This window comes from Serratia sp. 201, assembly GCF_037027545.1.
Classification (GTDB): domain Bacteria; phylum Pseudomonadota; class Gammaproteobacteria; order Enterobacterales; family Enterobacteriaceae; genus Serratia; species Serratia bockelmannii.
The window spans coordinates 93,323-107,615 of the sequence record NZ_JAXCHC010000001.1; the positions used below are offsets into that span (position 1 = coordinate 93,323).

A 14,293-nucleotide genomic window follows, 5' to 3' on the forward strand; every position below is an offset into this window, starting at 1 on the left:
AAGATCCTCAGGTGGAGTGGGCCGTTACCGGCGAATTGATCTAACTATAGATAACGGATGGCGAGACGGGGAACAAGCGTCTCACCTGCGCATTCTGTGCGCCCCGCGTTGCCTGCCGCCGCAGCGCAGATCTACACTGCGGGACAATCAGTCACTCGCAAGGATTTCCCGATGAGCCACTTTCGTCCTGTCGCCCTCGAACACGCCAGCCGCCTGCTGAACCACGGCCCGACGGTATTGATCACCAGCCGCAGCCACGACGGCGCCAAACGCAACGTGATGGCCGCCGCCTGGTCGATGCCGGTGGAGTTCAGCCCGCCGCGCATCGCCATTGTGGTGGACAAAGGGGCGCACAGCCGGCAAATGATCGAGGAGAGCGGCGCATTCGGCATTTGCGTGCCGGCGGCCATGTTCATCGACGCCACCTACGCGGTTGGCAGCGTGTCCGGGCTGGATGAAGACAAGTTTGCCCGCTTTCACATCGCCGCAGCGCCGAGCGCCACGCTGCAGGTGCCGCTGATCGAACAGGGTTGCGTGGCGTGGCTGGAGTGCCGCTTATTGCCGGAAAGCGGCGCACAGGAAAAATACGACACCTGCTTCGGCGAGGTGTTGAGCGCGGCAGCGGACGAGCGGGTGTTCCAGCAAGGGCGCTGGAACTTCACCGCCGCCAATGCGGATCTGCACACCATTCATCATCTGGGGGCCGGCAACTTCGTGCGCAGCGGCGAGACGCTGCGGGCCAAACCGCTTTAATCGGTCTCGCGCCCGCGGTCGGCATCATAGCGCTCGCGGGCGGCGTCCAGCTCGGGGAAATGGTATTCCGCCCATCGGTCCAGCGCCGCCAGCGTCTCGACCAGCGAGCAGGCGACGGCGCTGAGCCGGTATTCCACATGCGCCTGATTCTTTTCACTTAAATCTAGCCGTTCGAGCAGCCCGTTGCGTTCCAGCTGGCGCAGCGTTTGCGTCAGCACCTTCTGCGAAATGCCGTCGATGCGGCGCAGCAGCTCGCCGTTGCGCATCGGGCGCTGCGCCAGCGCAGGCAGGATCAGCATCACCCACTTGCCGGAAATCAGCGTCAGCGCATCGCGTGCGGAACACTTGCTCGAATAGACGTCGCCGGGATAAGCCATTGGGGGTTACCTTCAGGTGCGTAATTGCCAAGGGGACGATAAAGCCACAGCATAACAGCACCACCTTACAACGGGAGACACAGGATGAACGTGCTGATTGTGCTGGCTCACCCCGAGCCGCATTCTTTCAATGCCCATTTGGCCGAACAGGCGCGGCAGGCCTGGCTGGCGCAGGGGCATCAGGTGAAAACGGTCGATCTGTATCAGGAGGGGTTTGATCCGCGCGAGGGCGCCGGCCATTACCCCAGCAGAAAGCAGGTGGACCGGTTCGATGCGATGCAGGAGCAGCGCCATCACTGGACGATCCAGGCGCTGCCGGCGGAGATCCGGCGGCATATCGAGCTGTTGCGCTGGGCGGATACGCTGGTGCTGCAGTTCCCTTTCTGGTGGTTCGGCGCGCCGGCCATCATCAAGGGCTGGATGGATCGGGTGTTCGTTTACGGCGGGATCTACGACAGCCGCCACCGCCATGAGAACGGCGTGATGTGCGGTAAGCGGGCGCTGCTGACCGTGACCGCCGGCGCTTCCGCACAGGCCTGCGCGCCGAACGGGCGCGACGGCGATATGCGGCTGATGCTGTGGCCAATCATGCATGCGCTGCACTATATCGGCTTTAGCGTGCTGGAGCCGTTCCTGGTCTATGGCGTGCGCGGCGGGTTGGCGGGCGAAGCTCTGCAGGCGCAAAATGCCGCTTTGGCACAGGTGACACAGACGTACCGGGACGGTTTGAACGCGTTTTCCACCTGGCCGGCGGTGCCGTTCAATCGCAATGAAGATTTTGACGCCGATCTGGCGTTGAAGCCCGGCGCGCCGGTCTACAGTCCGTTCGTGCGGCACCGCGATCCGGATTAGAACCCGGCCTTCAGCAGTTCCTCGCGCAAATCGTCGATAATCGCCGGTTCGATGTCGGGGAACTGTTGCTGAATATCGGCGATGGCTTCGGCCACGCTGGGGCCGGCGAAAGTGCCGGAGAAGGGCAGCAGCGGCAGATTGGCGTCGCTGTCCGGCAGTTCGCCGCGGATGGTGCCGGTGATCATGCCCGCTTTTTTTTCCGCCGTGAGGTCGTACTCCCCCACGTTTTTGTCGATCGGTTTCATTGGCCGCCTCGCTGTCGGTGAGTGTTTACCCTGTTCTGTTAAAGCATAGTGTTTCAGGCAATGAATACCAATCAGTGTATATAATATTAATATAAAACAATGTGATGCGTTTTTTGTCGTTTGACGTTTGCCGGGTGGCGGCGCTATGCTCGTGGCGCTAAAGGAACCTTCCTCACTGACAGGGACAGACGACATGAAAAGACTGAAAAGCGCGGCGTTGTTGTTGCCGCTGTTGGCGCTCAGCGCCTGCACCCATCACCTCAGCAGTGCCGAGCAGCATGCCAAACACTACGTTTATCAAACTCGCGACGATTTTGATCCGCAATTCCGCACCGATGTGAACGGCAGTATTAAGAACGCCGTGCCGATGTTCGAACAGTTCTACCAGCTGGGGAAAAAGGATCGCGCGGCAGGCGTGGCGCGCAGCGAGGCGCAGAAAAAGGCCGATTACCTGGCCAGCGCGGAGTTCCAGCAGAACATGGAACACAAAACCATTTTCATTAATCGCGCCTACAGCAGCGCCGACAATCCTAAGCGCCGCCAGGTGCTCTCACAGGAAGCGGTAGGTGCGTACTGGGACGGTTACGAAGGTCGCTGAACATAATCCCTCACAAATAGAAGGTAATAAAAACTGGTCTTCTGGCGGTTATTTGATTATAAAAACCGCCGCTAAGGACGATGTTCATAGATGAAACCAGGAGTGTTTATGTTGGCAAAAGTTAAGCGTTCGTTCGCCGCCGCCGTCGTATTGATGTTGGCGCTGCCTGCGGTTCAGGCCGCGGATTACCGTGCGGGCGAGCAATACACCCGGCTGGATAAGCCGGTGGCCGCCGCGCCGGCGGTGGTGGAGTTCTTCTCCTTCTACTGCGGCCCTTGCTATCAGTTCGCCGATACCTATCGCGTAGGCAGCACCGTGGCGCAGGCGCTGCCCGCCGGTGAGAAAGTCACCAAATATCACGTCAGCCTGATGGGCAAACTGGGCAATGAGCTGACCGAAGCCTGGGCGGTGGCGACGGTGCTGGGCGTGGAAGACAAGATTGAAGGGGCGATGTTCGACGCGGTGCAGAAACAGCGCGCCGTCAACGGCGCCGACGATATTCAGCGGGTGTTTACGGCGGCCGGCATCGATGCCGCTACCTATGAAAACGCGCGCCACAGCCTGCTGGTCAAAGGATTGATCGCCAAGCAGAACGAAGCGGTGAAAGCATTCGAGGTGCGCGGCACCCCGTCGTTCTACGTGGCCGGCAAATACAAGATAGACAATGCCGGCATGGCCAGCACCAGCGTTGAAGGCTACGCCAAAGAGTACGCGGCGGTGGTGCGTTACCTGTTGGACAAACAGCCGTAAACCGGGCCGTCAGGGCCCGGTGCTAGCCGCCGGGTCTATTTCGCCGCGGGTAAATCCAGCGCCTGGCGCAGCTCGTCGCGTGCTTGCCGGTACTGCTGCTGGAAATCCTGCTGCTGTGAAAGCTGCTGGCTGATCACACTGCCGGCGATGCGGCCCATCTCGATATCGGAAGGGTAGTGGATCCCCGCCACCACCCGGTTGTCGCCGTATTGCCAGGCGCGCGTCATGATGGCGGCACGCTTCTCCGGCACCATATTGGCCAGGGTGATGCCCATCAGCGTGCCCAGCGTGGTGTGGCCGGAAGGCCAGGAGCCGGAGCTGGAGCGCTTGACGATCGGCTCGATGCGGCTGTCCAGCATATGCGGGCGCGGGCGCTTCCAGAAATCTTTCGCCGGATCGACCACCGCCGCTTCGGTTGCGACGATGCGATCGAAGAAGGCGCTCACGGCCGGCAACGCTTCGGCGTTGAACTTCGGCCCCATCACGTTGCTGTATACCCAGACGTTCTCTTCCGCATCCGCCTTAGCCTGGCTGGCCATTTCCGGCGTGCGTTTCTGCTGCATGTCGAGCACTTCCCGCAGTTCGCGCTGGGTCTGCGCCGAGTCGTTGGCCGGCGGCGGCGGCAGGATGTGGGTCAGATCCACCTGCTGCGCGGTGGTGAACGGTTGGGCTTCCTCTGCCGCCTGCGCATGGAACGCGGCCAGGGCGCTGGTGGTAAACAAACACAGCGCTAAAATGGATTTCTGCAACGATTTCATCGGGTCATGTCCAGGGAGTCAACGTGAAGGGGGAACAGCCTGTATTTTTGGCGAGGCCTGTGACGATGAGATGACGGTTTCGTGGCGGATTGATGACGGGCGCCCGATGATCTGTGATCGCGGCGCCAAATCCCCCGCTCGCCATTGATTGTGTGTTAACGGATTGTTATGGTGTTTTTCTGTTCAACGGCGCAGCACCGCTGCTGTTTGAAGGGAGAGATCATGACGGCATTGGCAACGCTCCGGGACGTCGGCTTCGAAGAGTGGCTGGGGAAAATCAACACCGCCTGCGGCCGATTCTGCGCGAAAACGTTGGGGCCCGGCTTCAGCGGGGCGATGCAGGAGTTTCGCGCCCATGCCCTGCGCCTGAGCGTGGTCGATGTGTCCCAGGCTCGGCTGTACCGCACGCCGCGTGAAATTGCCCGCAGCGACGGTGCGCACTTTTTCACCGTCATCCAGCTGCGCGGCAGCGCATTGATGGAGCAGGGCGATCGCCAAACGGTGCTCTCTCCCGGCGACATGACGCTGATCGATGCCTCACAGCCCAGCAGTTTCACTTTCCAGCGCGATTCGCGCCAAATCTCCCTGTTATTGCCGCGCGGCTGCTTGCCGCTGCCGCCGCCTTGCGCTCAGCATCTGGGAGCCGAGCTCAGCGCGGTGCGCCTCAGCCGCCAGCTGGTGCTGAGCAGCATGCAGGATCCTCAGCTTGCCGCGGCGGAAAGCGAGGCGGTGCTGAATGCGCTGGCGGCGCTGCTGCGCCCGGCTCTGGCGCTCGAGCAGGCGCGGCCGGAGGGGCAGCAACCGGTCTTTGACAAGGCGCTGGCATTGATCGACAGGCATATTCAGTCGGCGCAGCTGCGCCCTGAGTGGGTGGCGGCCGAGTTGGGGGTGTCGTTACGCAGTCTGTATCGGGTGTTCGCCCGTCAGGGGCTGGTGGTGGCGCAGTACATCAGGAACCGCAGGCTGGATCTGTGCGCGCAGGCGCTGCGCAGCGCCGCCGGGCAGGAAAAACTGGCCGGCGTCGGCCTCGACTGGGGTTTCACCGATCACAGCCATTTCTCGACCGCTTTCAAGCAGCGTTTCGGCATGTCGCCGAGCGAATACCGTCGTCAGTATCAGTAAATCAGGGCGCGGGCCAGGCCCGCGCCGCTTCACTCAATAGCGGATGCAGACCGATTTCGATTCGGTGTAGGCATCCAGCCAATCCGGGCCGAAATCACGGCCGCTGCCCGACTGTTTGAACCCGCCGAACGGCATGTTCGGGTCGATCAGCGTATGGGTGTTGACCCACACGGTGCCGGCCTGAATGCGCGGCGTCAGCGCCATCGCCTGTTGCAGGCTGGTGGTCCACAGGCTGGCGGTCAGCCCGAAGTCGGTGTCGTTGGCTTTGCTCAAGGCCTCTTCGGCGCTCGCCACCCGAATCAGGTTGACCACCGGGCCGAACACTTCCTCGCGCGTCAGGTTCAGCCGATCGTCCGGGTTGATCACCAGGGTCGGCGGAATGTAGAAGCCGTTGGCGTCCGGCCCGGCCGCGCCGCCGATAAGCTCAGCGTTTTTCGCCCGGGCGTCGTCCAGGTAGGCCGCCACCTTGTTGCGGTGCGCGAGCGACACCAGCGGGTTGATTTGCGCGCCGGTATCCATCCCCGGCCCGACCGACAGCGATTTCACCGCCTGTTCGAATCCGGCCACCAACCGATCATAAATCGGCGCTTCAATATAAATTCGCGAGCTGGCGGCGCATACCTGCCCCTGATTGAGGAAGCTGCCAAGCATCAGGCCTTCGATCACCTGCTGCGGATCGGCATCTTTCAGCACGATGGCCGGGTTTTTGCCGCCCAGCTCCAGCGTCACGCGGGTCAGGCGATCCGCCGCCGAGCGCGCGATGCTTTTGCCCACCGGGGTGGAGCCGGTAAAGCTGACTTTGGCGATCAGTGGATGTTCGGTCAGCGCTTTGCCGCACACGGTGCCGCGGCCGGTGACCACGTTGAACACGCCCGGCGGCACGCCGGCTTCGCTCGCCAGCTCGGCGATGCGCAGCAGGGTGAGCGGGGTGGTTTCCGACGGCTTGATGACGATGGAGCAGCCCGCGGCCAGCGCCGGCATCACTTTCCACATGCCGATCATCAGCGGGAAGTTCCAGGGCACGATGCCGGCGACCACGCCGATCGGCTCTTTACGGGTATAAACCTGATATTTGGCGCCCGGCGGCATCGGAATAGAGACGTCCAGCGTTTGACCGGTGATTTTTGTCGCCAGCCCGGCGGTGTAACGCATCCAGTTCAGGGTGCTGCCGACTTCGAAAGCGCGGGCGATGTTGATGGATTTGCCCTGCTCCAGGGTTTCCAACTGCGCCAGCTCCTCGGCGTGCTGCTCCACCAGATCGGCGAAGCGCAGCAGGATACGCTCGCGCTCGACCGGCAGACGCTGCGCCCAGACGCCTTCGCTGAAGGCTTTGTGGGCGGACTGCACCGCCAGTGCGACGTCGTGTTCATTGGCGTCGGCGGTGGTGGCGATCTGCTGCCCATTGGCGGGGTTATACACCGCCAGGCGGCCTTCCGCGGCGGACGCGCGCCACTGGCCGTCGATATACAGCCCATGCTGACGATCGAGAAAACGCGATACGCTATCCAGCACGGCTACGGTATTGTCAGACATACATCCTCCGATCAGGCTCATCAGGTTATCGTTAACCCTGCAAGTCTAGATCAGCGGGAAAGCGGCGGCTTTGGTCTGCCTGACATTCGGTTTGTCCTGCGTGTCATTTTGCCGTGACGGAAGGGTAAACCGAGGCCGGCGGGCGCCGGCCGGGAGGGATCACGAGCTCAGGGTCGCCAGACGGGTGGCGAAACCAAGGAACAGCAGGCCGATCAGGCCGTTGCCGAGCTTCGCCAGGCCTTTCTTGTGATTGAAGAAATGCGCCAGCATCGCGCCGGAGAAGATCAGCGTGCTCATGTAGATAAAGCTGACGGCTTCGAGGATCAGCGCCAAAATGGTGAACGACAGCCCGGTGTGCGCATAGTTGAAATCGATGAACTGCACGAAGAACGACACGTAAAACAGGATCGCCTTCGGGTTGGTCAGGCTCAGCGTCAGCGATTTTCGCAGAATGCTGTGGCCGCCCTCAATCTGCTGCTGTTGCGCCTGCGCCTTCTGCACGAAGGTGGCGTAGAGGATTTTTGCGCCGAGGAACAGCAGGTAAATTGCGCCGAGAAAACGCACCAGGGTAAACAGGAACGGCGTGGTGCGGATCAGCGACGCCACGCCGATATAGGCGCAGAAGATCAGGATCGCATCGCCGATAAACACGCCCAGCGCGGCGGTATAGCCGGCGCGCACGCCGCGCGATATGCCGGTTTTCAGCACGTACAGCGTATTCGGCCCCGGCAGAATGATGATGAAGACCACCCCGGCCAAATAGGTCCATAAATTCAGGACGCCAAAACTCTCTAACACAATAACCTCTCCATGCGCGCAACTAACAGGCAAAAACACTGGCCACGCCCGTGGCCGGCCGCGATCCTAACGCCGTGCAACCAGGTTGGCAACGTAATAAACTTCATGTTGTTGGTTAAAAATTGTCGAAACATTGTTGAAAACGTCGGCGTCGAATTAAAAAGCAAGAGTCGGCGTGTTTCGCCAACGGCCCGTCACTATGCTGGTTAACATCGAAACCGCAGTGAGGAACGTATGATGAAAAACGTAATCGACAGCGCCGATCCGCGCTGGCTGGCGATCGTCAGCCGCGACAAGCACGCCGACGGCCGCTTTATCTACGCGGTGAAAACCACCGGCGTGTATTGCTCGCCTTCTTGCCCGTCACGTCAGCCGAATCGGCAAAACGTGGAGCTGTTCGACGATGCCGAACAGGCGGAAGCGGCGGGTTATCGGCCCTGCAAACGCTGCCGCCAGGGGCTGACGCCGTTGACGGAACAGCATGCGCGGCAGATAGCCGAGGCCTGCCGCTATATCGAACGGGCGGAGAAAGCGCCGTCGCTGCAGACGCTGGCGCGCCACGTTGGGTTGAGCCAATACCATTTCCACCGGCTGTTCAAAGCGATCACCGGCCTGACGCCGAAAGGCTACGCCGACGCGCAGCGCAGCCAACGCTTGCGCACCGGCCTTACGCAGCAGGAAACGGTGACCGACGCGATCTTCGACGCCGGCTATGGCGCCAACGGCCGCTTCTACCAACAAGCCAACGCCGCGCTGGGCATGACGCCGAAGGCCTACCGAGCCGGCGGCAAAGGCATGCGCATTCATTTCGCCGTCGGGCGCTGTTCGCTGGGCGAGATCCTGGCGGCGCAGAGCGAGGTGGGCATCTGCGCCATTCTGCTGGGGGACGATGCGCAGCAGCTGGTGCAGGATCTGCAGGACAAATTCCCCAACGCCGAGCTGATCGGCGGCGACGCGCAGTATGAAGCGCTGATGGCGCAGGTGGTGGGCCTGATTGAAGCGCCGGAGAACGGGTTGGCGCTGCCGCTGGATATTCGCGGCACCGCGTTTCAACAGCGGGTCTGGCGGGCGCTGCAGGCGATACCGGTCGGCGAAACCGTCAGCTATGCCGATATCGCTCGGCGCATCGGGGCGCCCAAAGCGGTGCGCGCGGTGGCCGGTGCCTGCGCCGCCAACGTGCTGGCGGTGGCGATCCCCTGTCACCGGGTGGTGCGCAACGACGGCGCCTTGTCCGGCTATCGCTGGGGCGTCGAGCGCAAGAAAGCCTTGCTGGAAAAAGAGGCGCAGCGATGAGCGGCGCGCTGGCGGCGCGGCTGGCCGAATTGGACTGGGCGGCCATCGAGCGCGAACTCGATGCGCAGGGTTGCGCGCGGTTGCCCAGCGTGCTCAGCCAAGAGCTGTGCCGCGAGCTGGCGGCGCTCTACCCGCAGGATGCGCACTTCCGCAGCCGCGTCGTGATGGAGAAGCACGGTTTTGGCCGCGGCGAGTACCGCTATTTCACCTATCCGCTGCAGTCGCCGGTGGCCGAAGCGCGCAGCCTGATGTATGCGCGGCTGGCGCCGGTGGCCAACCGTTGGAACGCCTTATTGGGCCTGGTGGTGCGTTATCCCGCCGACCATGAGGTTTACCTGGCCGAATGCCACCGGGCCGGCCAACGGCGGCCGACGCCGCTGCTGTTGCGTTACGAAGCGGGAGATTACAACTGCCTGCATCAGGATCTGTACGGCGAGCGGGTGTTTCCGCTGCAGGTGGCATTTTTGCTCTCCGTCCCCGAGCGGGATTTCACCGGCGGCGAATTCGTGCTGACCGAACAGCGGCCGCGGATGCAGAGCCGGCCGGAGGTGGTGCCGCTGCAGCAGGGCGACGCCGTGGTGTTCGCCGTGCATCATCGGCCGGTGGCGGGAGTGAAAGGCTACTATCGGGTCAATCTGCGCCACGGCGTCAGCCGGATACGCGCCGGCCAACGCCACACGCTGGGGGTGATCTTTCACGACGCGCTATAGCTTGCGCGCTAGCAGGGTGGCGAAGCGCAGCGAGATGCGGTTGCCGTTGGCGTCGGTCTTGTGCAGTTGGCCGACGTCCTCGTTGTATTTGAGGATCTCCCAGTCGCGATAATAATGCTTCAGCTCACCCGGGCTGAAGGTGAACGGGAACGGCAGTGGGCAGGGATAATCCTCGGTATCCATCGCCGCCACGATCAGGTTATGGCCGCCGCGCACGGTGCTGTCCTGCATGTTTTGCACGATAGGCGGGATTTGCTGCCGCTCGAGGAACATCATCACCACGGTGGACAGGATGAAGTCGTAGTCACCGCTGAAGCGGTGGGTATTGAGATCCTGCACCCCGGCATTCAGGCGGGTCAGCTGCTCGGCGTCGACGATCTGATTGAGGCGGGCTATCGACGGCGCGTGCTTGTCCCAGGCGGTGACGTCGAAACCTTTCAGATTGAGATAGAGCGAATTGCGCCCGCCGCCGCAGCCCAGATCCAGCGCCTTGCCCGGCGCGATGCGCGCCGCCGCTTCGATCACTTCGGAGTGGGTGCGCGTCAGTTCGTATTTCTTGTGGTAGTAATCTTCCGGCGTGCAGTAAAACGCCAGCCGGCAGGTCATGTCGTCCGAAAAGGAAACGATGCGATGCCACTGCTGCGGTGCGATAAACGGCGGCTGGCTTTCGGGGCTGAACTGCCAGGTCTCGGTGGTGGCGCCGTCTTCGGTCATCATGGCGAACGTCAGGTTGCCGCTCAGTACGGTGAGCTTCGCCCAGGTGCCGCTCTGGGTGTTGTGGCGCTGGCGGAAGGCCGCCGGCAGCGTGTCGCTGTTCCATTCTGGCAGGGTTTTATAGCAAAGCAGCTGCTGCTCCATAGGGGGCTCCTTTGGCTGGGCAAGCAAAGTGATTTATATGATGTATGTAAAATACATCTTTATGCGTCATTTGAAAATCCCGAGCTTCGCAAACCTATTGCTACAAACGGCGGCGCATACGGGTGGTGACAGCATCGAAACCTAACTAGGAATACAGGCGCGCGGCCGTCGGATTATCGTTGAACACCGTCAGTTCGGCATATTCCGCCCCCTGTGCTCTCGCCGCGTCCAGCACCGCATTTAGTACCCGCTCGCCATAGCCTTTGCCACGCCAGGCGTGTGTCACTTCAAAATCATAGATAAACAGCTGCTTACCGAAGGTTCGTTGCTCAATGGCGTACCAGACGGTGGCGATGCTGTCCTCGACATTCGGCAGCCTCGCGCATACCAACCGTTGGCCGGGCATCGCCAGCCCTCGTTTGAAATTGGCTTCGGCCTCGATCAACGCGTGTTCCTGGCTGAGCTGAAACGAACGCGCCAAATCGTCTGCGTAAGCCTTTACCCCGTATTTACGGTAGTGATCCAGTTCCTGCGCCGTCATTTCTTTGAGTTCGATCATTTTGTTCTCCCTGCGTTGTTGGGTATTTCCCGGCCCACCTGTGCGGCGGAACGGGTATATTTATACTGGATTGTGCGCGGCGGCTGGGCTAATTTCAGTGCTGTTCATGTCATCACGTTCAGGGAAAAGATGCCGATACTTCGTTTATTCCACCCGATGCCCTTCCGTTTGCTAAGCCTGGCCGCGCTGCTGGCGCTGGCGGGCTGTACCAGCAAAACCACCACCACGGCACCGGCGGCGCGCCCCGCCGACGTCAAAGCCCGGCTGATGATGCTGATCCCGGCCAACGCCGGCGATCGGCAGGGCTGGGCTACCGATATTACCGCCGCCTTCGCCGCGCAGGGCATCGAGCCTAGCGATGAGAACCTGTGTTCGGTGCTGGCGGTGACCGAACAGGAGTCGACGTTCCAGGCTAACCCGCAGGTGCCGGGGCTGCCGAAGATCGCTTGGAAGGAGATCGACCGCCGCGCCGATCAGATGCACATCCCGAACTTTTTGGTGCACACCGCATTGAAGATTTCGTCGTCGAACGGCCAGAGCTACAGCGAGCGGCTGGATAAGGTGCGCACCGAGAAGGATCTGAGCGATATCTTCGATGACATGATCGACCGCGTGCCGATGGGGCAGAAGCTGTTCGGCCATTTAAATCCGGTACATACCGGCGGCCCGATGCAGGTGAGCATCGCCTTCGCCGAGGTGCACGCCAAAGGGTACCCTTATCCGGTCGACGGCTCGATTCGCCGCGAAGTTTTCAGCCGGCGCGGCGGTATGTACTTCGGCATTATGCATTTGCTGGGGTACCCGGCCGATTACAGCCGGCCGATTTACCGCTTCGCCGACTTCAACGCCGGCTGGTACGCCAGCCGCAACGCGGCGTTCCAAAACGCGGTCAGCCGGGCGAGCGCCATTCCGCTGGCGCTGGACGGCGATCTGATCGACTTTGGCAGCGACAAGCCCGGTTCGACCGAGCTGGCGGTGCGCACGCTCGGCAAGCGCCTGAACATGAGCGACAGCGCCATTCGCCGGGCGCTGGAGAAAGGCGACACGGCCGGCTTTGCCGACACCGAGCTGTATAAGAAGGTCTATGCGCTGGCGGGCGGCAAGCTGCCGCGCGAGATGCTGCCGGGTATCCAGCTGGAGAGCCCGAAAATCACCCGCAAGCTGACCACCGCCTGGTTCGCCAAGCGGGTGGACGAACGCCGCCAGCGCTGCATGGCGCGCGCCGGCGGGTAACGGCATAAAAAAACGCCGCCGGTTTCCTGAACCACCGGCGGCGCGATCGCGCATCAGGCGCTGCGACGCGGGTTGGTCAGGCCAAAGTTAAAGCTGTTGCAGCGGTTACAGAACTCTTTCATCACCGGTGGCGTGTCCATCATCGGCACTTTCACCTCGATAAACGCCAGCCGATCCTGCCGCGAGGCGTGTTCCAGGGCCATTTCCAGCTGTTGCGTGGTTTCCACCGCCACGCTGAACGGCTGCGCCTGGGTATTCAATACCGCCGGCAGTTTGGCGTAGTCCCACGGGCTGATGTCGTTGTAAGACGAGTTTTCGCCGAGGATATAGCGTTCAATGGTGTAGCCGTCGTTGTTGATCAGGAAGATGATCGGCTTTTGCTCGCAGCGCAGCAGGGTAGACACTTCCTGCGCGGTGAGCTGGAAGGAGCCGTCGCCGATGAACAGCAGGTGGCGGCGCTCCGGCGCCGCCATCAGGGTGCCGAGCAGCGCCGGCAGGGTATAACCGATCGAGCCCCAAATCGGTTGGTTGACCACCTTGACGCCCCCTGGCATGCGCATGCCGCCGATGGCCGCGCCTGAGGTGCCGTTTTCCACCACTACCACGTCATCCGCCTGGATGAAGCGTTGGATGCGTCGCCACAGATAGGCCTGGTCGATAGGCGCGTCGCTCGGCGTCGCCAGCTTCTCACGGGGATCGGCCAGCGGTGATAAACACTGCGCCGGCGCGTCTTCGCTCAGATCCAGCAGTGCCTGCAGCAGATCCGCCGTCGCTACCGCTGGGTAGGAGGTGTTGTCCAGTTTCATCGAAAACGGCTGAATATCCACCTGAGCGGCGGCGGGAATTTGCTGCGAGAAATAGCCGGTGGTGGAGTCTACCAGACGTACGCCGAAGCTCAGCACGCAGTCCGAGTGGGCCATGTGTTCATACAGTTCGGGGCGCGACAGATTGCCGCTGTAGCCGCCCATCCAACCGGCGGTGTTTTCCGGGATAATACATTTGGCGGTGGGCATATTGGTCAGCGGAATGGCGAAGCGGTGAGCGACCGCGATGACCAACTGCTGCAACTGGTAGCGATCCACCATTTGATCGACCAACATGATTGGGCGCTGTGCGCGTTTGATTTTGGTTAACAGCGCCATCGCCGCTAATTGCACATTGTATTTATCGCTGGCCGGTAATTGCGGTGCCGTCGCCGCCGCGGCGATTTCAATTTCCACATCGCAAATATCCGACGGCAGCTGTAAATACACCGGTTTCTTCTCTATCCAGGCGCGGGAAATAACGCGTGGTATTTCTTGTGCGGCATTTTCCGGCGTGATCAGAGCCTGAGCGACGGTGAATTGTTTAAAGCAGTTCATGACGTTGTCGAAATTCCCATCGCCCAGGGTATGGTGCAAGAGCTGATGATTCTTCATCGCATGCAGCGGCGGCGTGCCGGCGATGCAGATAACCGGCGAAGATTCGGCATAGGCCCCGGCGATGCCGGACAGCGCGGCCAGATCGCCGACGCCGTAGGTGACGATCAGCGCGCCGGCGCCTTTCATGCGGGCGTAACCGTCGGCGGCGTAGGAGGCGTTCAATTCATTGCAGTTGCCGACAAACGCCAGCCGCTCGTCGTTTTCCAGCAGCTCCAGCAGGCTGAGGTTATAGTCGCCGGGCACGCCATAAATACGATCGACGTTCAGGGCGTGAAGCTGTTGCAGAATGAATGACCCGATAGTTATTTTCATTGATTGCTCCGGATTATTTATCTTTATTTTGTCAGGCGAAAATCAGCAAAAATAAATTGCTGGCGATGTTGTGTCGTTAGCATTAACAGTTATTTAAAGTCTCAGCTTGTTCAAGATAAGG

At 61.3% G+C, this 14,293-nt stretch carries 16 protein-coding genes; 8 read left to right on the forward strand and 8 right to left on the reverse strand.

Annotated elements, in window-relative coordinates; genetic code table 11:
* Positions 1 to 171 precede the first annotated feature (171 nt).
* The gene (locus tag WA302_RS00585; RefSeq protein WP_043135548.1) at positions 172 to 753 is read left to right on the forward strand and encodes a flavin reductase family protein; all 582 of its coding nucleotides are present in this window, start codon (positions 172 to 174) and stop codon (positions 751 to 753) included.
* Here WA302_RS00585 and WA302_RS00590 read toward each other — a convergent pair.
* Positions 750 to 1,130, reverse strand: coding sequence for a winged helix-turn-helix transcriptional regulator (locus WA302_RS00590; RefSeq protein ID WP_261456712.1), 381 nt, complete (start codon positions 1,128 to 1,130; stop codon positions 750 to 752). The two genes, WA302_RS00585 and WA302_RS00590, sit on opposite strands and share 4 nt — an antisense overlap.
* Positions 1,131 to 1,214: 84 nt before the next feature.
* On the opposite strand from WA302_RS00590, the gene WA302_RS00595 reads away from it, so the two are divergent.
* Positions 1,215 to 1,982, forward strand: a complete 768-nt coding sequence (locus WA302_RS00595; RefSeq protein ID WP_049208678.1) for an NAD(P)H-dependent oxidoreductase — start codon at positions 1,215 to 1,217, stop codon at positions 1,980 to 1,982.
* Here the strand turns inward: WA302_RS00595 and WA302_RS00600 are convergent.
* A complete protein-coding gene (locus WA302_RS00600) occupies positions 1,979 to 2,227 on the reverse strand; it encodes a hypothetical protein (protein WP_019454278.1) in 249 nt (82 codons plus the stop codon). The two genes, WA302_RS00595 and WA302_RS00600, sit on opposite strands and share 4 nt — an antisense overlap.
* A 193-nt stretch (positions 2,228 to 2,420) precedes the next feature.
* On the opposite strand from WA302_RS00600, the gene WA302_RS00605 reads away from it, so the two are divergent.
* A complete protein-coding gene (locus WA302_RS00605; protein ID WP_060447666.1) occupies positions 2,421 to 2,825 on the forward strand; it encodes an Exc2 family lipoprotein in 405 nt (134 codons plus the stop codon).
* Positions 2,826 to 2,933: 108 nt separating this feature from the next.
* The gene (locus WA302_RS00610; RefSeq protein WP_043135553.1) at positions 2,934 to 3,575 is read left to right on the forward strand and encodes a DsbA family protein; all 642 of its coding nucleotides are present in this window, start codon (positions 2,934 to 2,936) and stop codon (positions 3,573 to 3,575) included.
* 35 nt (positions 3,576 to 3,610) lie between these two features.
* On the opposite strand, the gene WA302_RS00615 is transcribed toward WA302_RS00610, so the two are convergent.
* Entirely contained in the window at positions 3,611 to 4,333 is a 723-nt protein-coding gene (locus WA302_RS00615) for an acid phosphatase (RefSeq protein ID WP_060447665.1), read from the reverse strand.
* A gap of 222 nt (positions 4,334 to 4,555) precedes the next feature.
* Between WA302_RS00615 and feaR the strand changes: the two genes are divergently transcribed.
* Positions 4,556 to 5,455 (forward strand): transcriptional regulator FeaR, encoded by a 900-nt coding sequence (gene feaR, locus WA302_RS00620; protein ID WP_323712059.1) that lies wholly within the window; start codon positions 4,556 to 4,558, stop codon positions 5,453 to 5,455.
* A gap of 33 nt (positions 5,456 to 5,488) precedes the next feature.
* Here feaR and WA302_RS00625 read toward each other — a convergent pair whose 3' ends face one another.
* Both WA302_RS00625 and leuE read right to left on the reverse strand, forming a co-directional pair.
* Positions 5,489 to 6,988 (reverse strand): aldehyde dehydrogenase family protein, encoded by a 1,500-nt coding sequence (locus tag WA302_RS00625; protein ID WP_025301690.1) that lies wholly within the window; start codon positions 6,986 to 6,988, stop codon positions 5,489 to 5,491.
* A 159-nt stretch (positions 6,989 to 7,147) separates the two neighbouring features.
* Positions 7,148 to 7,786 carry a leucine efflux protein LeuE gene (gene leuE / locus WA302_RS00630; RefSeq protein WP_004940625.1) on the reverse strand — a complete coding sequence of 213 codons (639 nt, stop codon included), beginning with the start codon at positions 7,784 to 7,786 and terminating at the stop codon, positions 7,148 to 7,150.
* Positions 7,787 to 8,023: 237 nt separating this feature from the next.
* Between leuE and ada the strand changes: the two genes are divergently transcribed.
* Positions 8,024 to 9,079: a bifunctional DNA-binding transcriptional regulator/O6-methylguanine-DNA methyltransferase Ada gene (gene ada, locus WA302_RS00635; protein ID WP_099817533.1), complete on the forward strand. Its 1,056-nt coding sequence runs from the start codon at positions 8,024 to 8,026 to the stop codon at positions 9,077 to 9,079.
* On the forward strand, positions 9,076 to 9,789 hold the full coding sequence (locus WA302_RS00640) for a 2OG-Fe(II) oxygenase (protein ID WP_261456714.1): 714 nt from the start codon (positions 9,076 to 9,078) through the stop codon (positions 9,787 to 9,789). Before ada ends, WA302_RS00640 begins: the two co-directional genes overlap by 4 nt.
* On the opposite strand, the gene tehB is transcribed toward WA302_RS00640, so the two are convergent.
* Both tehB and WA302_RS00650 read right to left on the reverse strand, forming a co-directional pair.
* Entirely contained in the window at positions 9,784 to 10,647 is an 864-nt protein-coding gene (gene tehB / locus WA302_RS00645) for an SAM-dependent methyltransferase TehB (RefSeq protein WP_025301693.1), read from the reverse strand. The genes WA302_RS00640 and tehB overlap by 6 nt on opposite strands.
* A gap of 145 nt (positions 10,648 to 10,792) precedes the next feature.
* Complete coding sequence (locus WA302_RS00650) at positions 10,793 to 11,206, reverse strand: GNAT family N-acetyltransferase (protein WP_197827877.1); 414 nt, start codon at positions 11,204 to 11,206, stop codon at positions 10,793 to 10,795.
* Positions 11,207 to 11,335: 129 nt separating this feature from the next.
* On the opposite strand from WA302_RS00650, the gene WA302_RS00655 reads away from it, so the two are divergent.
* Positions 11,336 to 12,439 carry a DUF1615 domain-containing protein gene (locus WA302_RS00655; RefSeq protein WP_315903105.1) on the forward strand — a complete coding sequence of 368 codons (1,104 nt, stop codon included), beginning with the start codon at positions 11,336 to 11,338 and terminating at the stop codon, positions 12,437 to 12,439.
* Positions 12,440 to 12,492: 53 nt separating this feature from the next.
* On the opposite strand, the gene WA302_RS00660 is transcribed toward WA302_RS00655, so the two are convergent.
* Entirely contained in the window at positions 12,493 to 14,172 is a 1,680-nt protein-coding gene (locus WA302_RS00660) for an alpha-keto acid decarboxylase family protein (RefSeq protein WP_197827875.1), read from the reverse strand.
* Positions 14,173 to 14,293: the final 121 nt, after the last annotated feature.